Below are 18,795 nucleotides of genomic sequence, written 5' to 3' on the forward strand. Positions count from 1 at the left end.
ATGTTTTCCTCCTATATCACTGTTTATACTATAACGGATGTGCATGAACGGAATATGAACAAAACGTATATTTTTGACAAAAACCAAAATAAACTCTATTAGTCAATATTATCAAATTCATCTGCCTCCGGTTGCGGAAATAAGGAATATTTAATTGAATGTTTAAGTTTGACAGATTAAAAACCTCACGGATCTCTCCGTGAGGTTTGTTTTACTCAGATGCTGAATGGCGTTTCGCAAGGACGTCAAGCACGTCGTCCAAAGGAAGCGACTGCTCACGCAGAAGAACGAGCAAATGATACAGCAAATCCGCCGCTTCCCATTTTAATTCTTCATGGTCGCGGTTTTTCGCGGCGATAATAACCTCTGCGGCTTCTTCGCCGACTTTTTTGAGGATTTTATCGACGCCTTCCCGAAACAGATACGTTGTGTAGGCTCCGTCAGGCATCTCCGCCTGCCGTTTGGCGATAACGCTTTCCAGTTCATTTAAGATGCCGAAACGGTCCTGCGCGTCCGCTTTTTCCGGAGAAAAGCAGCTGTAACTTCCCTTATGGCAGGCGGGTCCTGAGGGCTCCGCAAGCACGATGAGGGCATCTTGATCGCAGTCATAACGGATGGCTTTCACCTTTTGGGTATTCCCCGACGTCGCTCCTTTATGCCACAGCTCCTGCCGTGAACGGCTGTAAAACCAGGTTTCTTTCGTTTCTATCGTTTTTTCGTAGGATTCACGATTCATATAAGCCAGTGTCAGCACTTCTTTGCTTGCCGCATCCTGTACGATGGCGGGAATCAGTCCGGCCTCGTCAAACCGCAGTTCATCTGCCCGTTTCATCTCACATTCACCCCGTGTTTCTTCATATAATCTTTCACTTCTTTTATAGATGTCTCTTTATAATGGAAAATGGAAGCTGCAAGCGCGGCGTCCGCTTCACCGATCGTGAAGGCTTCAAGCATATGGCGCGCGCTGCCGGCTCCCCCTGACGCAATGACGGGCACCGGGACGGCACGTGTGACAAGCTGTGTGAGCGTATGATTAAAGCCTGTTTTCTCACCGTCTGCGTCCATGCTTGTCAGCAGGATTTCACCCGCTCCCCGGCTGACGGCTTCTTTTGCCCAGGCCGTGACTTCCCACTCGGTTTTCTTTCTGCCGCCGTGAGTGTACACTTTATAGCAATCCGAATCTTCGTCATACTTTGCGTCAATCGCCGCTACGATGCATTGTGAGCCGAAAAAATCCGCTCCTTCCGTAATCAGCTCGGGGCGGAGGACGGCCGCTGTATTAACGGATACTTTATCAGCGCCGGCGCGAAGCATTCGTTTCATATCGCTTAATTGATTGATTCCGCCTCCGACCGTAAACGGAATCGCCAGTTTTGCCGCAACCTGTTCTACGACGTCTGTCATCGTCTTGCGGCCTTCGTGAGAGGCGGAAATGTCGAGAAAAACAAGTTCGTCAGCGCCCTCCCTGTCGTAGGCTTCGGCCAGCTCGACAGGATCGCCCGCATCTTTCAGCCCGAGAAATTGAATGCCTTTGACGACGCGTCCTTCTTTCACATCGAGACACGGAATGATTCGTTTCGTGATCATGCGTCCTTCACCCCGCTGAGCGCTTCAGCCAATGAAAATTGTTTTGTATACAGCGCTTTTCCGATAATCGCTCCCGATACGCCGGCGTCTTTGAAGCGGGCCAGTGCTTTGAGATCGGCGACTGAGCTGACTCCGCCTGAAGCGATGACGGTTTTTCCCGTTGCTTTTGCGAGCTGAACGGTGCTTTCGATGTTCGGTCCTGACAGCATGCCGTCAGTTGCAATATCCGTGAAAATGAAGGTTTCCGCTCCTTCGGCCGCCAATTCACGGCCCAGATCGTCCGCCCTTAGCGAGGATGTTTCCAGCCAGCCTTCCGTCGAGACATATCCGTTTCTTGCATCAAGGCCGATCGCGATTTTGCCGCCATATTGTTTCAGCATGCTCTTCACGAATGCCGGATCGGATACGGCCGAGCTGCCGAGAATGACGCGATCAACGCCTTGTGATAAATAACCGTACACATCCGCTTCAGAACGGATCCCGCCGCCGATCTCGACTTTGACATCAAGCTGCCGCGCAATGTCAAGAACATGTCTGTCGTTTACTTTCCTGCCTGCTTTCGCGCCGTCAAGGTCCACGAGATGAATCCACTCGGCACCTTCTTGTGCAAATTGCGCCGCCATGTCTAAAGGAGAGTCACCGTATATCGTTTCCTTGCCGTAATCGCCTTGGATGAGGCGGACGCATTTGCCGTTTCTCATATCGATTGCCGGATATAATGTAAAAGCGTTCATTTCTTCACCTTCTGTTCTGCCGCCATTTTTGTAAATTGTGTTAAGATCGCCATTCCGGCCGTGCCGCTTTTTTCCGGATGAAACTGTGCTCCGAAGACATTGCGCTTCCCGACGACCGCCGGAACCCGAACGCCGTACTCAGCGCTTGCCAAAAGATCGCCGTCTTCCATCCCGTCTATATAATAGGAATGGACAAAGTAAACGAAGCCTTCCGCCGCTTCCGAAAGCAAAGGAGACGTTTGGTGAAACGTCAGCCGATTCCAGCCCATATGCGGCACCTTCAGCTTGTTTCCTTCGGCATCTCTGTCCTTGAGTCTCACAGCTTTTCCGGCTAATAAACCAAGTCCTTTTGCAGTGCCATTTTCGGTGCTTTCTTCGAAAATGAGCTGCATGCCGAGGCAGATGCCGAGGAACAGCTTACCCTCGTCAACCATACGGTGTATGAATTGATCAAGCTTCGTGCTGCGTAAATTGTCCATGGCATCACTGAATGATCCGACACCGGGAAGAATAAAAGCATCCGCTTTTTCAAGCTCTTCCGGCCGTTCTGATACGACATACGGGACGCCGACGCGTTCCAGCGCCTTCGATACGCTGAATAAATTGCCCATACCGTAATCAATTACACCGATCATTTACAGCATTCCTTTCGTAGACGGTACACCCTTGACGCGCGGATCAATGGATGACGCTTCATCAAGCGCTCTGCCAAGCGCCTTAAACACGGCTTCTATCATATGATGAGTATTCGTGCCGTAATGAACGATGACGTGCAGATTCATTCTCGCTTCCAGCGCCAGTTTCCATAGGAATTCATGTACCAGCTCGGTATCAAACGTTCCGACTTTCGCTTGCGGAAATGCAGCGCGCATCTCAAGGTGCGGCCGGTTGCTCAGATCTACGGCGACTTGGGCGAGCGCTTCGTCCATCGGTACTAGCGCTGATCCGTATCGTTTGATCCCTTTTTTATCACCGAGCGCCTCCAAAAAAGCCTGCCCTAAACAGATGCCGATATCTTCAGTCGTATGGTGATCATCTATCTCCGTATCGCCTTTTGCGTCAACAGTTAAATCGAATTGCCCGTGCTTTGTGAACAAATCAAGCATGTGAGTCATAAACGGCACATCCGTGCTGATGTCGGCTTTTCCTTCTCCGTCTATTTCGAAAGCCAGCTTAATATCCGTCTCATTTGTTGTTCTGGCGCGTTCCGCTTTTCTCATCGGTCATTCCTCCGTTTCTCGCTTCAATCGATCTTGCGTGCGCTTCAAGCCCTTCCAGTCTCGCGAAGGCGGAAATGCTGTCCGCGTGTGTTTCAAATGCCTTCCGGCTGTATGAGATGATGCTCGATTTCTTTTGAAAATCTGTTACATTCAACGGGCTTGAAAACCGCGCCGTTCCGTTTGTCGGCAAAACGTGATTCGGTCCGGCAAAATAATCGCCGACCGGTTCAGCGCTGTATCGTCCTAAGAAAATCGCCCCCGCGTGTCGGATGCTTCCAAGCAAAGCCTCCGGCGAATGCGTCATGATTTCTAAATGCTCGGGCGCCAGCGCATTCACCGTGTCCACCGCATCTTCCATTGATTCCGCGATATAAATGCGGCCGTGATCCCTGATCGACGCTTCGGCGATTTCTTTGCGCGGCAGCGTCTGAAGCTGTTTATTCACCTCATCTGATACGGCTTCGGCAAGCTTCCGTGAATCGGTGACAAGCACGCTTGAGCTGAGCGTATCGTGTTCGGCCTGTGAAAGCAGGTCAGCGGCGACTTCTTTGGGCACCGCCGTATCGTCTGCCAGAACCACGATTTCACTGGGGCCGGCAATCATGTCAATATCCACAACGCCGAAGACTTCGCGCTTTGCGAGCGCCACAAATATATTTCCGGGGCCCGTGATCTTATCAACAGGCTGTATCGTTTCGGTTCCGTAAGCGAGCGCGGCAATCGCCTGCGCGCCTCCCGCTTTGTAAATTTCCTTTATGCCCAGCTCAGACGACGCCGCCAGAACGCCCGGTGAAAGGCCGCCGTCTTTTCCCGGAGGACTGACGAGAACGATCCGTTCCACTCCCGCAGCGAGAGCGGGGATGACATTCATTAAAACGGAAGACGGATAAGCGGCCGTCCCGCCCGGCACATATACGCCCGCGGAATCGAGCGCCGTTATTTTCTGCCCGAGCATCGTGCCGTCTTTGCGATGGTAAAACCAAGAAGATTGCAGTTGGCGTTCGTGATATTCTTTAATATTTGCAATCGCCTGTCTGATCACTTTTAGCAGCTGATCATCAAGCAGACGGTATGCCTCGGTGATTTCCTCTGCGCTCACGGCCATTTGGTTCAGGCTGATGCCGTCAAATGTTTTTGTATAGGCCAAAACGGCTTTGTCACCGTTTTGTCTGACGTCTTCAATAATCCCCCTGACGATTTTCCGCTGCTCTTCGGTTCCGCTGTCGATGGAACGCTTCAGTGAGAACCGCTCGCTCCTATTTACTGCGGTTATTTTCATTGTGCCGTTTCTCCTTCCACAACCTTGGCCAGCCTGGCCGCCATTTCGTCGATTACATCATCCTTCATGCGGTAGCTGACCGGATTGACGATAAAACGCGATGTGATGTCACAAATATGTTCTGATTCAACGAGACCGTTTTCCTTTAATGTCCGCCCGGTTGATACGATATCTACGATTCTGTCAGCAAGCCCGATTAAAGGCGCCAATTCAATCGAACCATTCAGCTTAATGATTTCCACCTGCTCGCCCTGCTCTCTGAAATAACTTGACGCAACATTCGGATATTTCGTCGCAATCCTCGGGGCGACTCCGTTCCAATCCGCTCCGGGAAGCCCCGCAACGGCGAGATGGCATTTGCTGATTTTCAGATCGAGCACCTCATACACGTCACGCTCTTCCTCAAGCATGACATCCTTTCCGGCAATACCGGCATCAGCGACGCCATGCTCGACATAAGTCGTCACATCCATCGGCTTTGCCAGAATAAAGCGGAGATTTTCTTCAGGAACGTCAATGATCAGCTTTCTCGATTCTTCAAACTCCTCGGGCAGCCTGTACCCGGCCTGCCGCAGCAACCCGGCCGCTTCTTCGAATATCCGTCCTTTTGGCATTGCCATTGTGAGTACCTTACCCATTCTGCTCTTCCTTTCTGGCACCGATAAAGTATGTGACGTTTGCGAATGATTTTGTCATATGATCGATATTTTCAATGCCCGCCAGATCCTGCAGGACGACTTTTCTGCCTCTCGCCCTTTCTTCCTCCGCGAATAAAATGGCCTGCGCCCGCTGCTCCTTGCTGAAAATCACGGCGTCCGCTTCACTAGTTTCTTCCTGGATGCCGAGCGCTTCAATCAGCCTGTCGATACGGAGCCCGAAACCCGTGGCGGGAGCGGGACTGCCGAAATGGCCGAGAAGATTGTTATAGCGTCCGCCGCTTCCGATGACAAAACCGACATTTGCCGCGTACACTTCGAATAAAATTCCCGTGTAATAACTCATATGGCTGACCATATTCAGATCAAGGCGAATATGCTCGGCACACCCGTAATCCTCAAGAATGTCCCACAGGTCTTCCAGCTCCTGAATCAAGCTTTGTCCGGAGATGCCGATGATCTCCTCCGCCTTGGCGCAGATCTCTTTCCCGCCTCGCAATTCCAGAAGTGCGAGCAGCCGGCTTTTGTCTATTGAAGAAAGCGGAAGCGATTTGACATGTTCCCTGTATCCCACGTAATTCTTTTCAAAGAGAAAGCGCCGCAGAACATCCGCCCGCTCGGCATTGCCCAGCACCTCGACAAACAGCTCATCAGCGAGTCCGGCATGGCCGATCGCGATTTTAAATCGGTGCAATCCCGCGTTTTTCAAAGCGCCGGCCGCCAGCGCAATCACCTCGGCGTCCGCGCTTGTTGATCCGTCGCCGATCAGCTCCGCGCCGACCTGTTCGAATTCGGCCGGACGTCCGCCTTCCCGCTCCTGAGCGCGGTAGACGTTTGCCGCATACCCCGCTCTGAGCGGATGATTGTGTTTGTGCAGCTTAGACGCCGCCACCCTGGCAATCGGTCCGGTCATGTCAGGCCGAAGCACAAGCGTTTTTCCGTCCTGATCGAGAAGCTTAAACAGCTGCTGTTCTTCAATGGCTGACTGGACGCCTACTGTTTCATAGAATTCCAGGGTCGGCGTCTCCATAAACTGATAACCCCATTTATCAATTAAATCCGTCAGTGTGAAACGGACTTTTTTCTTGGCTTCGTATAAACCGGGCAGCGTATCTCTCATGCCATGCGGTTTCTCAAACATAAACATTTGCCTTTTACACCTCCGCTTTGTCTGAAGGAAAATTCCGAATCCTTTAGTTCGCTAATATGATAATATGTTAGCAGATAAAAGAATGAATTGCAACGCCCAATGTACGCCTATTCTTTTCCATAAACATGGCTAAAGAATGAACAAACCTGTAAACATATCGGAACGATCGAATCATATTGAGCAGAAGTGCTATAATACATAGAATAGCTTCATCAGAACAAGGGAGAGTAATAATGAAGACGCTTGGAACATTATGTGTGCTGATTCTGACAGCCATCCTTGTCTATCTCGGGTATAACATCTATACAAACGATATTCATTTGAATTTTTTTAATCAGCAGTCCGACGAGCCTGATGAGAAAACACCGTTAAAAGGGAGCGCGTCACCGCTGAATGTCGTTCTGTACAGACAGATGGATTCTCCCAGACTGTACAATGGCTGTGAGGTGACAAGCCTTGCCATGATTTTGAACAATGCCGGATATCATGTGTCAAAAAATACATTGGCGGATAAAATCAATAAAGTTCCGCTCACATACAGCAGCGGGCTGAAGGGAGATCCGAATGAAGGATTTGCCGGAGATATGGAAAACGGCCCGGGTTTAGGCGTTTATCATGAGCCGATTGATAAACTCGCCAAAGAATATGCGGGAAACAAAGTATACGACCTGACGGGAAAAGACATTTCTTCAGTGTACCGCCAGCTTGAAAAAGGGCGGCCGGTCTGGGTGATTACCACCACATCCTTTAAGCCGGTTGATAATATGCAGACTTGGAATACGCCGAACGGAAAAATCGACATTACGTTCAGCATGCATAGCGTAGCCGTCACCGGTTATGATCACGATTATGTATACGTTAATGATCCTTACGGCTATAAAAACAGAAAAACAGACCGATCTGACTTTGAAAAAGCCTGGAAGCAGATGGGCAGCCAGGCCATTGTGATCAAGTCATAAAAAAACCCCGCTGACGTTAATCAGCGGGGTTTTCCATTCGTTTTTTCATTTCTTCGTCCGTATAGATCACCTGCATCGGATTTCCTCCGACAAACGCCCCGGCCGGGACATCTTTGTGCACCAGCGTGCCGGCTGATACAACGGCTCCGCTCCCGATGGTGACGCCGGGCAGAATCGTTGTGTTTGCCCCGATCATCACCTCGTCACCGATTGTGACAAAACCGGTCCGGTACTCATGTATTAAATATTCATGAGCCAAAATCGTCGTATTGTAGCCGATGATGCTGTTTTTTCCGACAGTGATTTTTTCGGGAAACATGATATCCGGCATCACCATCAGCGCGAATGACGTCTGTTTTCCGACATTCATTTTCAAAAAGGTTCGGTACAGCCAGTTTTTCACGCTTAAAAACGGCGTATACCTTGCGATCTGAATGATGATGAAATTTTTCATCACCTTCAGAAAGGGAACCGTCTGATAAACATGCCACAATGAATTTGCACCTGAAACCGGATGGCGGTCTGTTTTTCTCACGGATTACTTCACTCCGGTGATGTGCAATAAATCACTCATTTTCTCGAGCATATAATCGGGTTCATAGGCGGAAAGCGTCTGTGCGCCTTTAATCGTCCACGCGACGCCGGCTGTTTTCGTGCCGGCGTTTTTGCCCGCCATGACATCGTGATAATTGTCACCGACCATTATGGCTTCCGACGGATCGCACCCAAGCCGGCCGAGAGCAAGCCGCACAGGCTCGGGGTCAGGCTTCGGATGCTTTACATCATCAAGCGTGACGACAGTATCGAAAAACGCCCCGATACCTGTCAGCTTCAATCCCATATTGACTGTATCCCTCAGCTTTGTGGTGACAATACCGAGCTGATATCCCCCTTTTTTCAATTCATCCAGCGTTTCATAAACCGTTTCGTACTCCGTGACGAGCTCATCGTGCTTTTCATGGTTGAATGCTCTGTACATGCTGATCATCTCATCGCACTTTTCAGCATTAATGCCTGAAAACGTTTCATACAGAGGCGGGCCGATAAACGGAAGCACATCTTCCCTTTTGAACTGCCCCGGGCAATAATGATCAAGCGTATGAAGGTAAGAAGCGATAATCAGTTCATTCGTGTCAATCAGCGTGCCGTCTAGATCAAATAAAATGGCGGTTACACGTTTATCAGTCATCTTATGTCCTTTCCGATTTCAGGCGTCAGTCCGTGTCGGCATACCGCTTATCAGCATACCCCTTCATGCGTCTGAAAATCATTAAAATAATCGCAAGTACAATCAGCACAATGGAAATGACCTGCGCGATCCGAAGCTGGCTCGTAAGCATCAGGCTGTCCGTCCGCATTCCCTCAATAAAGTATCTGCCGATCGAATACCAGATCACATACGTCAAAAACAGATCGCCCCTGCGCAGGTTCACGCGGCGGAGCAGAAGCAGAATCACGACGCCCGCAAAACTCCACAGCGATTCATACAAAAACGTCGGGTGATAATATTGTCCGTCTATGTACATCTGATTAATGATGAAATCCGGAAGATGCAGACTTTCCAAAAATGACCGGCTGACCGCTTCACCGTGAGCCTCCTGGTTGATAAAGTTCCCCCAGCGCCCGATGGCCTGGCCAAGCAGAATACTCGGCGCGGCAATATCCGCCAGCTTCCAGAATGAGATGCCTCTTACTTTTGAAAAGACGATTCCCGTTGCGATCGCGCCGATTAATCCGCCGTGAATCGCAATGCCGCCTTTCCAAATTTTAATGATTTCCCCGGGGTGTTCCGAGTAATAGCTCCACTCGAAAAGCACATAATATGCCCTTGCGCAAATGATTGCGATCGGGATGGCGAAAAGAACAAGATCAATAAAAATGTCCTTTTTCAGCCCCCGCTTTTCACTCTCCCTCATGGCCATCCAAAGCCCTAATAACGCGCCCGCGCCGATAATGATTCCGTACCAGTGCACGGATAATGGCCCGAGCTGAAAGGCAATCGGATTGATTGGTGTTCCTGCTTCATTCATATCATTGCCAACTCCTATTCGTCTTGTTCGCCGTCCTCAATGACATCCGCCAGCTTATTCGTGAATTGCTCGGCAGCATTTAAGCCCATCCGCTTCAATCTGAAGTTCATCGCCGCAACTTCGATAATAACGGCGAGATTCCGCCCCGGGCGAACGGGAATGGTCAGTTTTGTAATTTCCGTATCAATGATTTTCATTTTTTCTTCTTCAAGTCCGAGACGGTCGTATTGTTTCCCTTGCTCCCAAAGCTCAAGGTCCATGACGATTGTAATTCTTTTATTGCTTCTGACGGCGCCCGCTCCGAACAGCGTCATGACATTTATAATGCCGAGCCCCCTGATTTCGAGCAGATGCTCAATCAGATCAGGCGCGTTCCCGACAAGGGTATCCTGATCCTCCTGCCGGATTTCAACGCAGTCATCCGCGACAAGACGATGGCCTCGTTTGACAAGCTCCAGCGCCGTTTCACTTTTACCGACGCCGCTTTTTCCCGTAATGAGCACGCCGACGCCGTATATATCCACAAGCACGCCGTGAATGGCCGTTGTCGGCGCGAGACGGCTCTCAAGAAAATTCGTCAGCCGGCTTGACAGCCTGGTTGTTTTCAGAGGGGATCTGAGCACAGGCACACCGTTTTGCTCGGAAGCTTCTACAAGCTCCGGCGGGATCGGCATATCTCTGGAAAGTATGATAGCAGGCGTCACATCGGTGCACAGCGATTTCATCCGCTGTTTCTTATCTTCCTCGGGAAGCTGATCGAAAAATGACAGCTCCGTTTTTCCTAAAAGCTGCACCCGTTCTCTCGGGTAATATGTAAAATAACCGGCGATTTCAATACCGGGCCGTGATAAATCACTCATCGTAATCGGGCGGTTAATCCCTTCTTCTCCGCTGATCAATTCTAAATGGAACTGCTCCATTACGTCTTTGGTCCGAACCTTTGCCAAGATATGTTCCTCCTGTTCTGGGATGTTCCGAGCTTTGAACAGTTATATTTTATCACTTTACCGTCTGAACCAAAACAGATTTATACAATTCCGGCATAACTGGTCTAGATAACTAGTCTGAAAAAGAGTAAAATAAAACTAACAACTAACCAGAAAGGCGTGTTTTAAAGTGGCTGAAAGCTTGTTAATCAGCGGTGCGGACATCGTAACAGAAGAAGAAATCATCCGAAACGGATTTCTCGGTATAAAGAACGGCATCATTACTTACGCAGGGAAAACAAGACCGCAAGAAACGTATGAGAAGGAATGGAAGGCGCCCGAGGGTTCATATGCGCTTCCCGGAATGATTGATATTCATATTCACGGCGGATACGGCGCGGATACGATGGATGCTGATGTTGCAGCTCTTGATACAATGTCCGCCCGGCTGCCCGAAGAAGGAACAACCTCTTTTCTAGCGACAACGATCACACAGCAGCACGAAAACATTGAAAAAGCGCTCGTCAACGCCAAAGAATGGACGTCTTCCTCACCGCAGGCCCAAAAAGGCGCTGAGTTGATCGGCATTCATTTAGAAGGACCATTTGTCTCTCCGAAAAAGGCGGGAGCACAGCCGAAACAATGGATTACTCCTGCTGATGCCGGGCTCTTTCAGAAATGGGAGCGGCTCTCGGGAGGGCTGATCAAAATTGTGACGCTTGCGCCGGAAGAAGATCCTGATTTCAGCCTGATCCGTTATTTAAAAGACCAAAACATCATCCCGTCAATGGGACACACAGACGCGGGAGCCGAGCTTTTACAAAAAGCGGCGGATGCCGGAGCAGTGCATATGACGCACCTCTTCAATGCCATGAGCTCCTTTCATCACCGTGAGCCGGGGGGCATCGGTACGGCTCTCGCCTGCGGCCGCATCACGGCGGAGCTGATCACCGACGGCATTCATTCCCATCCTTTGGCCGTTAAGCTTGCCTATTTGGCGAAAGGAAGCCAAAACCTGATCATGATTACAGACTCCATGCGGGCAAAAGGGCTTAAGGACGGAGAATATGAATTCGGCGGACAAAAAGTCACCGTTCGCGGGGACACGGCGCTTCTCTCTGACGGGACGCTGGCCGGTTCCATTTTAAAAATGAATGAAGGCGCGGCGCTCATGCGCAGGTTTACAAACTGCTCATGGCTGGATATAGCAAATATGACATCGGCAAATGCGGCCCGCCGCCTCGGCATATTCGACCGTAAAGGAAGCATCGCGGAAGGAAAAGACGCCGACGTTGTTCTGACGGACGGACAGTGCGGCGTGCTGGCCACGATTTGCCGAGGAAACACCGCATATATCTCAAGGGAGGGTGATTGGACATGAACGTTATCACATGCAGACATTATGAAGAATTAAGTGAAAAAGCCGCATCGATTATTGCTGAAACAGTGAAACAAAAGCCGGATGCCGTTCTCGGCCTTGCGACGGGAGGCACTCCTGAAGGCGTATACAAAGAACTTGTGCGGATGCACCGCTCAGAAGGCTTGTCATTCCGGAATGTCACGACGATCAACCTTGATGAATACGCAGGGCTTTCTCCCGAGGACAAAAACAGCTATCATTATTATATGAATACACATTTTTTTGCATATATCGACAGCCGAAAGGACCGCCACTTTCTCCCTGACGGACGGGCAGACGATCTTGATGCCGAATGCGGACGATATGACCGATTGATTCAAACACTCGGCGGAGCGGATATACAGCTTTTAGGCATCGGACACAACGGCCATATCGGCTTTAATGAACCCGGGACGCCATTTGAATCCCGAACCCATGTCGTTGAGCTGAATGAAGAAACAAGACAGGCGAATGCGCGGTACTTTCCGTCAATTGATCAAGTCCCTGTAAAAGCCCTGACAATGGGGATCGGGACGATTTTGTCCGGCAAACGGATTTTGATCATGGCATCCGGAAAAAGCAAGGCCCAAGCGGTGAAGCAGCTTCTGGACGGGCGCATCAGCGAAGCATTCCCCGCCTCCGCCCTGCACGCGCATCCGGATGTGACGGTCTTGATTGATGAAAAGGCTGCGGGCGGCGATTGAAAGGATTTGACCTATGCAGATTGATAAACAATCTCCGATTCCGATTTACTTTCAGATTATGGAACAATTAAAAACACAAATCAAAAACGGCGAGCTGAAAGCGGATGCGCTGCTTCCGTCGGAGCGGGAATACGCCGAACAATTCGGCATCAGCCGAATGACGGTTCGCCAGGCGCTTTCCAATCTGGTGAATGAAGGGTTTTTATACAGGCAGAAAGGCCGGGGAACGTTCGTCAGCAAACTGAAGATGGAACAGCCGCTTCAAGGGCTGACAAGCTTTACGGAAGATATGAGAAGCCGGGGCATGAAGCCGGGGAGCAGACTTGCCGAATACCAGCTGATTCAGGCGACGGAAGAATTATCTTCTATCCTGGGATGCGGCTATCCGGCAACGCTTCATAAAATCATCCGCGTCCGGCTGGCAAATGATATCCCGATGGCGATTGAAGCCTCGTACATTCCGTTTGACAAAGCGGGAAAACTGGACGCCTCTCATTTTCAATCATCCATGTATGAGCATATTGAAGCGTACAATCAGATGCCGATCTCACGGGCAAAACAAGAGCTTGAACCGGGAGCCGCTTCCGAGGAAGAAGCTGAGCTGCTCGGTATCCAGCCCGGCGCCCCCGTCCTCTATATCAAGCGGACCACTTATCTGCAGGACGGCACTGCCTTTGAGCACGTCAAATCCGCCTACAGAGGCGACCGCTACACATTCGTGCATTATATGGACAGGGTGAAATGAAACATCTCCAACCGTTACGGGTTGGAGATGTTTTTTTGATCTGCCATTTTCAAATCAAGCCGGTGAATGTTCTCTATGACTCTGGCAAAACGAAGAGGCTGTGGTTCTGGTATCTATTTTTTATAAAGAAAAGAGTAATAAAATGCTACCCTCTGTTTCGGACAATATACGGAACCTGCTTTGAAATCAGCAGCAGCGGTTCTTTGTTTTTATGAGCCAGCGAAAACATGATTGCGCCTTCAATCATCGAGTTGATTGTCACCCCGAGCTTCTCCGCTTCCTCTCGTTCAAACCCATGCTCAAGAAATTTTGCCGCAAACACATCCGTCCACTTCTTGAACACCTCAACACATGTGCACCTTAACGTTTCATTGATCAGAGCGGTCTCACCCGCCAGCAATCCAACCGGCACGCCCTCAATATTCTGCGGATCATTAAACTGTTCAGCCGTTACATGAATAAAGTGCTGAATCGCTTCTATAGGGTCCGCGAATTGAGACATACTATTCTGTATTTGCTTTTCAACGCATCTTCCCGTATATTTGATCGCCGCAATGGCGAGTTCTGCTTTTCCGTTTGGAAAGTGATGATACACAGACCCTCTGGGTGCTCCGCTCTCTTTTATAATTTGATTCAAACCAGTCGCATGGTATCCCTGAATCTGAAAAAGATATGCAGAGGTTTGAATAATTCTTTCTTTTGTCCCGGTTTTACTGTTCATTATGTTTCCTCCTGCATATTACGAAAACCAATCGATTTTAGTATAGAAAAGGGACATAAAAAAGTCAAAAGCACTTATCACAGCAGGGCGCCGCCATTTACGCACAGAAAAAATCCTGCTGACCGTCAGATTTTCTTCGAAGCGATCAGCAGGCTGTATTTTTTTCGTTATGGGTTTGAGGCATGCCTGAAATCAAACTGATCCGGAGCCGGGCGATACGGCGTATTTCCCGTTTTGAACATCCACAGCGGTGATATTGTTTTGCCGTTGTACGGGTCCTTAACGACGGTGTACCAGTAATAAACGGAATCAGGCTGCAGGCCGTCCCAGACCCAATTTGCGGTTTTTCCGCTTTTTACATGTTTTTTATGACCGAGCAGTTCGTTCGTATAGACGTTGCATTCAAAATAATCGGTCGCCACCCTTTTCCTCTTAGGCTGTAAATCCATTTCTGCTGAGAATTCGTCTTTATCAGCGAACAGATCGGTGTCATAGTAATTGATGTCATCCGTGTACGGCGAGTAGGAGAACATGTGAACCTGATTGGCGGCCTGATCGAATTGCATCATGCGCATAAAGCCCTGCCCCCCTTCCGGACCGTCCTGGTAGTCGGTCAGAATTTGGTGAACGAGGCGGTCCGGTTTTCCGTCCCCGTCATCGTCAAGCGCATCGGTTTTTTTCATGGCGTTATGGTAATGGCCGCTTAATACCATCGCCACATTGCGATTCGGCTTGACGACTTTTCGATAGATCGTTTCCCCGATCGGGCTTCGATTTCCGCTCACAAGCAAGTACTCATGAAAGCATAAGATGGCGGTTCGGTCCGGATACCTCTTCAGCACTTGATTGATCCAGTCAATCTCTTGTTCCGCAATGCCCCAGCCCATATAGATCATAATAAAATCGTTCCCGCTTGCCGACAGCAGGTCATAATGTCCGCGGTTATTTTTGTATGATCCGCCGTAATGCATGTTCTGTTCAAACCGGCGGCTCCCGAAGAAATCCCCGAAGGTTCGGTATGTGCCGTCTTTATGGCCGACGTCATGATTGCCGGCAAGCACTCCGTACGGAATCCCCGCCTTGTCAAGCGTCCGCATGGAGTGATCGGCGTTTTTCCACTGTTTCATCACCATTGAATCATCGACGATATCACCGGTATGAAAGACATATTTAATATTGTGCTTTTCCTTATTTTCTTTGATCCACTCCGTCATTTTGTCAAAAATGTGCGGGTGTCCTTGTGCGTAATACTGTGTATCCGACATCCAGACAAACGTGTAATTGCCTTTCGCCGGTATTTGATCCTGCACGATGACATTCATTTTTGAGTTCTTCACCGCATCCGCTGCGGAAACGGCGGCTTTTAATGTAAACGGCTTTTTATCTTTGGCAAGAACGCTGTCCGCCTCCTGCCAGCGGCTTGTCCGGTAATTCCAAATATACATGGTTACCTTTCGGCCGGGCAGAGAGCTTCCTTTCCAGACCGCCTCGGCCAAATCCGTTTCGTCGATAGACGGGTCAACAGAGACTTCGAATCGGTGATAAGGAAAACGCTCCATACTTTCCGTCGATACGGTTTTTCCGTCATTTGCCGAGATGCGGTTCATTTCCGGCAGGGTAAACGGCATTTCATTTTCTTTTATGCCCCTCGGCGGTTCCGTTAATGAGGCGTGTTTATACACTTTCACGCTGCCCGGATTCCGCGCGGTATAACGGAAGCCGCGATAAAATGATACATTCATGTCATCCTTCGTCGGGTCTTTTACCCGGACGGACAGCTTTGCTTTGTGGGCGCCGATTTTTTGATCGGCAAGCTCCGGCTGGTTCGGCTCCTCCCGTTTGATATGGAAGGTGCGGACGGACGTTGTTTCATTTCCGGCAAGGTCTGCCGCAATGATGGTAAGGGTATGTTTTCCGGGCTTGAGATCGGCTGATGACGTGTGATGCGGGAGCGTAATGCTTTCTCCGTCCAAAAACGCTTTGACCTCTTCCACTTTGCTCCATTTGTCACGGATGTCCGCATTCAGCTCAACATTACCTTTCAGCGCCGCTCCTTCTTTGATACCCGGGACAATCTTCGGCCCCGTATTGTCCACCCGCACAGATTGGCTCAGCTGCTCCTCACCGTCGCTAACAAAAATATGGTGATAGCCTTCAGAAAGCTTCGCCGTGTTCCACGGCAGCAGCCGTGACGTAAACAAATGATCCGGCAGGCTGAATGAGAAGGTCTTCTGCTGATTCGCCCGCCTGCCGTCACCGATAAACAGCTGCTCAGCCGGATCCGTCTTCCCGTCTTTGATCACCGTTCCATCCGAAAGCACCAGACGGGCATGTTTCACCACAAAATCATCCCGATTCTCTCCCGTGTCATACGGAGAAACCTTTGAGCCCGAACGGATGGATACTTTCTGTGTTTTGCCCCCTTTTTGCAGCAGACGTTCCGGAAGGAGAACCGAGTGCGTTCTGTAGCGGTGAGACGGATCGTCAAAAATGTGCAGCACCTCATTTTCCATTATGACGGTGTTTTGAAAATAAAGATTCGTTTTCCGGGCATCGAAGGCGAAATAGACCTCTTTTTCCAGCGCCGGCCGGGTCTCCTGCCGCTTGCCGTCAATCCACAGCTTGATCTTATCGGCGCTGACGTCGGAAGTCGCTTTGAGCAGATAGGTGCCGGATATCGTATCTTCGGGTTCAACATTCATTCTGAGTCCGTGTGATTTGCTCGTCTGTTCAATGTCAATCATCTTGACGGGCGTTTTTGCTTCATTTTCTCCATCACTGGCTGCGATATAATACTCAAGCTGATCCTGGCCGAGCAGCTCCGGGGAATAAAGAATGTGATGGTATAAGCTGTCGTTGCGGTCTTTTTCGGCCAGAATTCGTTTGAATGGTTTTTTCTCATTGGTCCGGTAATAAAACGCGGCTGTTTTGACAAGGTTTTTGTCTTTTATGTCAGCCTTTAATTCAATGCTTTCAGCGGGCCGGACGGGCTTTCTGTCTGTAAGGTCTTCGATGACCGGTTTTTCCTTGTCGGGTTTTATCACCCTTTTCTGCTGCGGGATCTGCGCCTGAAAAACAGAGCCCGGTGACGGCTTATGCTCGCTCGTGGAGATCCTCAGCAATTCTCCCGTTCCGTTCAGCGGATATTTGTACAGCAAAGAAGTCAGCCGGCGGAAAGCGTGTTTCCGGTAATGCGCTGAGGCGATACCCTTTCCGGTATTTGCCGACAGCACCACCGTACGCGGGCGGCCGTTGGACATTCCGTCCGTCCCTTCGATGACGGCGAGATGTTCTCCCTCCTTCAGGCGTGTGCCGTAATAGCGATTGAAATCATCTATCGTCAGTTCTGATGCGGCGCGTCTCAGCCAAAACACGTAAGTCCCGCCTGACGGAATGACGGTATCTTCTTTCGGCCTCCATATCATATCTGATTCCGGCCCTTCCTTCGGATAGCGGTAGCGGATGTGATAGTCTTTAAAATGAATGGGTCTGTCCGTCGTGTTATACACCTCGATAAATTCATAGGCATCAGCGCCGTCTTCATTTTTCGTTTCAACCGCAAGCTCCGTAATCATCAGCTCGGGAATATGATTCAAATCGGCTTGATAGCCGTCCAGCTTCAGCCGCTTTTTCTCCGATTCCGCCCGCTGTCTGCCGTTGGTGAAAACGAGGTAATATTCCAATTCTCCATTCCAAATATCCCGCTTTGAAACCTGGGCCGTAAACAGCCGGATTGCGCCTGGCGCGGGCTCCATCGGCACCATTTTAAATCCCAGCTCATTGCTTTGTTTATAAAAAAGAAACGCCGAAAACGCTTGATAGTCAGCATTCCGTACATGAGCCTGTATGAACAGGTTTCTTTTCATTTCCGCCTTTACTTCGATTTGGGGAGGATTCTCCAGAAGCGGTATGTAATGAGGCGGCTGTCCGAATTCCTGCTGATTCACGGGGATTGCCGATTCTTTGCGCGCCGCATCCGCAGAAGGACTCACACAAAGCAAACCAATCAGAAAAAAGAGCGTCATCACAAGTTTCATCTCATTACCTCCCTATGCATTATGTTGCGTCAGGAGGCTGCCGCTTATGTAAATCACACATAAAAAAGCTGCCCTCTCGGGACAGCTCGTTTTTTACCTTTTTCTAAGCGGCTCCAATATGCCTTTTTGGATCAGCAAGTGGAAAACGGACAGCACGACGGATGCCCAAATGGCAGTGCCGAACCCATCAATCTGAAAGCTGTCTCCCATCAAGGCTGCGGTCATCATTAACGTAATGGCGTTGATGACAAACAGAAAGAGGCCGAGGGTCACAACCGTGACGGGCAATGTCAATATGACGATGATCGGCTTGATCAGTACATTTAACACAGAAAGAATCACACTGGCGATGACAGCCGCTCCGATACTGCTGATATGGACGGAATCAAAATATCCCGCGATAACGATTAATAATAAAGCATTTACTAAAATGCTGACTGCCCATTTGATCATTTATTTCAAATCTCCTTCTAAAGGTACAACAAAACACCAGATAATATATACAATCGGCACGATTCCGCTCGTGACAAGCGCTAATACAACGGTGATAATGCGTAAAAGCGACGCATCCATATTGACGTACTCCGCCAAACCGCCGACGACGCCAGCGATTTTACGGTTTTTTTCTGAACGGTAAAGTCTTTTCAT

At 49.7% G+C, this 18,795-nt stretch carries 20 protein-coding genes; 4 read left to right on the plus strand and 16 right to left on the minus strand.

All coding sequences use genetic code 11. The features are described 5' to 3' along the window. Positions 1-211: 211 nt before the first annotated feature. The 8 genes from hisIE to BXO87_RS07870 are packed head-to-tail and all read right to left on the minus strand — an operon-like array spanning position 212 to position 6,623. Entirely contained in the window at positions 212-832 is a 621-nt protein-coding gene (gene hisIE, locus BXO87_RS07835) for a bifunctional phosphoribosyl-AMP cyclohydrolase/phosphoribosyl-ATP diphosphatase HisIE (protein ID WP_017418841.1), read from the minus strand. Then, positions 829-1,587 carry an imidazole glycerol phosphate synthase subunit HisF gene (gene hisF, locus BXO87_RS07840; protein WP_007407430.1) on the minus strand — a complete coding sequence of 253 codons (759 nt, stop codon included), beginning with the start codon at positions 1,585-1,587 and terminating at the stop codon, positions 829-831. The genes hisIE and hisF overlap by 4 nt, the downstream gene beginning before the upstream one ends. Further along, positions 1,584-2,321 (minus strand): 1-(5-phosphoribosyl)-5-[(5-phosphoribosylamino)methylideneamino]imidazole-4-carboxamide isomerase, encoded by a 738-nt coding sequence (gene hisA, locus BXO87_RS07845; RefSeq protein ID WP_038459989.1) that lies wholly within the window; start codon positions 2,319-2,321, stop codon positions 1,584-1,586. Before hisA ends, hisF begins: the two co-directional genes overlap by 4 nt. After that, the gene (gene hisH, locus BXO87_RS07850; protein ID WP_038459991.1) at positions 2,318-2,956 is read right to left on the minus strand and encodes an imidazole glycerol phosphate synthase subunit HisH; all 639 of its coding nucleotides are present in this window, start codon (positions 2,954-2,956) and stop codon (positions 2,318-2,320) included. Before hisH ends, hisA begins: the two co-directional genes overlap by 4 nt. Further along, positions 2,957-3,541 (minus strand): imidazoleglycerol-phosphate dehydratase HisB, encoded by a 585-nt coding sequence (gene hisB, locus BXO87_RS07855; protein ID WP_014418974.1) that lies wholly within the window; start codon positions 3,539-3,541, stop codon positions 2,957-2,959. It abuts the gene before it with no gap. Next, a complete protein-coding gene (gene hisD / locus BXO87_RS07860; protein WP_038459993.1) occupies positions 3,507-4,820 on the minus strand; it encodes a histidinol dehydrogenase in 1,314 nt (437 codons plus the stop codon). The genes hisB and hisD overlap by 35 nt, the downstream gene beginning before the upstream one ends. Beyond that, complete coding sequence (gene hisG, locus BXO87_RS07865; protein ID WP_029325809.1) at positions 4,817-5,458, minus strand: ATP phosphoribosyltransferase; 642 nt, start codon at positions 5,456-5,458, stop codon at positions 4,817-4,819. The genes hisD and hisG overlap by 4 nt, the downstream gene beginning before the upstream one ends. Further along, positions 5,451-6,623: an ATP phosphoribosyltransferase regulatory subunit gene (locus BXO87_RS07870; protein WP_038459995.1), complete on the minus strand. Its 1,173-nt coding sequence runs from the start codon at positions 6,621-6,623 to the stop codon at positions 5,451-5,453. The genes hisG and BXO87_RS07870 overlap by 8 nt, the downstream gene beginning before the upstream one ends. Positions 6,624-6,859: 236 nt before the next feature. Between BXO87_RS07870 and BXO87_RS07875 the strand changes: the two genes are divergently transcribed. Then, a complete protein-coding gene (locus BXO87_RS07875; protein WP_007614029.1) occupies positions 6,860-7,585 on the plus strand; it encodes a C39 family peptidase in 726 nt (241 codons plus the stop codon). 16 nt (positions 7,586-7,601) lie between these two features. On the opposite strand, the gene BXO87_RS07880 is transcribed toward BXO87_RS07875, so the two are convergent. Genes BXO87_RS07880 through hprK form a run of 4 tightly spaced genes read right to left on the minus strand, consistent with a single transcriptional unit; the run spans position 7,602 to position 10,562 of the window. Next, positions 7,602-8,120: an acyltransferase gene (locus tag BXO87_RS07880; protein ID WP_007407438.1), complete on the minus strand. Its 519-nt coding sequence runs from the start codon at positions 8,118-8,120 to the stop codon at positions 7,602-7,604. A 3-nt stretch (positions 8,121-8,123) separates the two neighbouring features. Further along, complete coding sequence (gene ppaX / locus BXO87_RS07885) at positions 8,124-8,774, minus strand: pyrophosphatase PpaX (protein WP_038459997.1); 651 nt, start codon at positions 8,772-8,774, stop codon at positions 8,124-8,126. A gap of 25 nt (positions 8,775-8,799) precedes the next feature. Beyond that, positions 8,800-9,615: a prolipoprotein diacylglyceryl transferase gene (gene lgt, locus BXO87_RS07890; protein WP_032876213.1), complete on the minus strand. Its 816-nt coding sequence runs from the start codon at positions 9,613-9,615 to the stop codon at positions 8,800-8,802. Positions 9,616-9,629: 14 nt separating this feature from the next. Then, positions 9,630-10,562 (minus strand): HPr(Ser) kinase/phosphatase, encoded by a 933-nt coding sequence (gene hprK, locus BXO87_RS07895; protein WP_003151456.1) that lies wholly within the window; start codon positions 10,560-10,562, stop codon positions 9,630-9,632. Positions 10,563-10,731: 169 nt separating this feature from the next. Between hprK and nagA the strand changes: the two genes are divergently transcribed. The 3 genes from nagA to BXO87_RS07910 are packed head-to-tail and all read left to right on the plus strand — an operon-like array spanning position 10,732 to position 13,389. Beyond that, a complete protein-coding gene (gene nagA / locus BXO87_RS07900) occupies positions 10,732-11,922 on the plus strand; it encodes an N-acetylglucosamine-6-phosphate deacetylase (RefSeq protein WP_038459999.1) in 1,191 nt (396 codons plus the stop codon). Further along, positions 11,919-12,644 carry a glucosamine-6-phosphate deaminase gene (gene nagB, locus BXO87_RS07905; protein ID WP_038460001.1) on the plus strand — a complete coding sequence of 242 codons (726 nt, stop codon included), beginning with the start codon at positions 11,919-11,921 and terminating at the stop codon, positions 12,642-12,644. The genes nagA and nagB overlap by 4 nt, the downstream gene beginning before the upstream one ends. A 13-nt stretch (positions 12,645-12,657) precedes the next feature. Continuing rightward, positions 12,658-13,389, plus strand: coding sequence for a GntR family transcriptional regulator (locus BXO87_RS07910; protein ID WP_012118554.1), 732 nt, complete (start codon positions 12,658-12,660; stop codon positions 13,387-13,389). 145 nt (positions 13,390-13,534) lie between these two features. Here the strand turns inward: BXO87_RS07910 and BXO87_RS07915 are convergent, their stop codons facing one another. The 4 genes from BXO87_RS07915 to BXO87_RS07930 form a co-directional block, all read right to left on the minus strand. Then, positions 13,535-14,110 (minus strand): TetR/AcrR family transcriptional regulator, encoded by a 576-nt coding sequence (locus BXO87_RS07915; protein ID WP_038460003.1) that lies wholly within the window; start codon positions 14,108-14,110, stop codon positions 13,535-13,537. A 167-nt stretch (positions 14,111-14,277) separates the two neighbouring features. Continuing rightward, on the minus strand, positions 14,278-18,147 hold the full coding sequence (locus tag BXO87_RS07920) for a metallophosphoesterase (RefSeq protein WP_038460005.1): 3,870 nt from the start codon (positions 18,145-18,147) through the stop codon (positions 14,278-14,280). 93 nt (positions 18,148-18,240) lie between these two features. Next, positions 18,241-18,600 (minus strand): phage holin family protein, encoded by a 360-nt coding sequence (locus tag BXO87_RS07925; protein ID WP_007407446.1) that lies wholly within the window; start codon positions 18,598-18,600, stop codon positions 18,241-18,243. Further along, positions 18,601-18,795: a PspC domain-containing protein gene (locus BXO87_RS07930; RefSeq protein WP_007407447.1), complete on the minus strand. Its 195-nt coding sequence runs from the start codon at positions 18,793-18,795 to the stop codon at positions 18,601-18,603.

The organism is Bacillus sp. GZB, assembly GCF_001975995.1.
Taxonomy (GTDB): Bacteria; Bacillota; Bacilli; order Bacillales; family Bacillaceae; genus Bacillus; species Bacillus velezensis.

What these genes read in the sequence shown, in the direction of transcription:
- hisIE (WP_017418841.1), bottom strand. Translation starts at nt 832, where the DNA reads ATGAAACGGGCAGATGAACTGCGGTTTGACGAGGCCGGACTGATTCCC.
- hisF (WP_007407430.1), bottom strand. Translation starts at nt 1,587, where the DNA reads ATGATCACGAAACGAATCATTCCGTGTCTCGATGTGAAAGAAGGACGC.
- hisA (WP_038459989.1), bottom strand. Translation starts at nt 2,321, where the DNA reads ATGAACGCTTTTACATTATATCCGGCAATCGATATGAGAAACGGCAAA.
- hisH (WP_038459991.1), bottom strand. Translation starts at nt 2,956, where the DNA reads ATGATCGGTGTAATTGATTACGGTATGGGCAATTTATTCAGCGTATCG.
- hisB (WP_014418974.1), bottom strand. Translation starts at nt 3,541, where the DNA reads ATGAGAAAAGCGGAACGCGCCAGAACAACAAATGAGACGGATATTAAG.
- hisD (WP_038459993.1), bottom strand. Translation starts at nt 4,820, where the DNA reads ATGAAAATAACCGCAGTAAATAGGAGCGAGCGGTTCTCACTGAAGCGT.
- hisG (WP_029325809.1), bottom strand. Translation starts at nt 5,458, where the DNA reads ATGGGTAAGGTACTCACAATGGCAATGCCAAAAGGACGGATATTCGAA.
- BXO87_RS07870 (WP_038459995.1), bottom strand. Translation starts at nt 6,623, where the DNA reads ATGTTTATGTTTGAGAAACCGCATGGCATGAGAGATACGCTGCCCGGT.
- BXO87_RS07875 (WP_007614029.1), top strand. Translation starts at nt 6,860, where the DNA reads ATGAAGACGCTTGGAACATTATGTGTGCTGATTCTGACAGCCATCCTT.
- ppaX (WP_038459997.1), bottom strand. Translation starts at nt 8,774, where the DNA reads ATGACTGATAAACGTGTAACCGCCATTTTATTTGATCTAGACGGCACG.
- lgt (WP_032876213.1), bottom strand. Translation starts at nt 9,615, where the DNA reads ATGAATGAAGCAGGAACACCAATCAATCCGATTGCCTTTCAGCTCGGG.
- nagB (WP_038460001.1), top strand. Translation starts at nt 11,919, where the DNA reads ATGAACGTTATCACATGCAGACATTATGAAGAATTAAGTGAAAAAGCC.
- BXO87_RS07910 (WP_012118554.1), top strand. Translation starts at nt 12,658, where the DNA reads ATGCAGATTGATAAACAATCTCCGATTCCGATTTACTTTCAGATTATG.
- BXO87_RS07915 (WP_038460003.1), bottom strand. Translation starts at nt 14,110, where the DNA reads ATGAACAGTAAAACCGGGACAAAAGAAAGAATTATTCAAACCTCTGCA.
- BXO87_RS07920 (WP_038460005.1), bottom strand. Translation starts at nt 18,147, where the DNA reads ATGAAACTTGTGATGACGCTCTTTTTTCTGATTGGTTTGCTTTGTGTG.
- BXO87_RS07925 (WP_007407446.1), bottom strand. Translation starts at nt 18,600, where the DNA reads ATGATCAAATGGGCAGTCAGCATTTTAGTAAATGCTTTATTATTAATC.
- BXO87_RS07930 (WP_007407447.1), bottom strand. Translation starts at nt 18,795, where the DNA reads ATGAAAAGACTTTACCGTTCAGAAAAAAACCGTAAAATCGCTGGCGTC.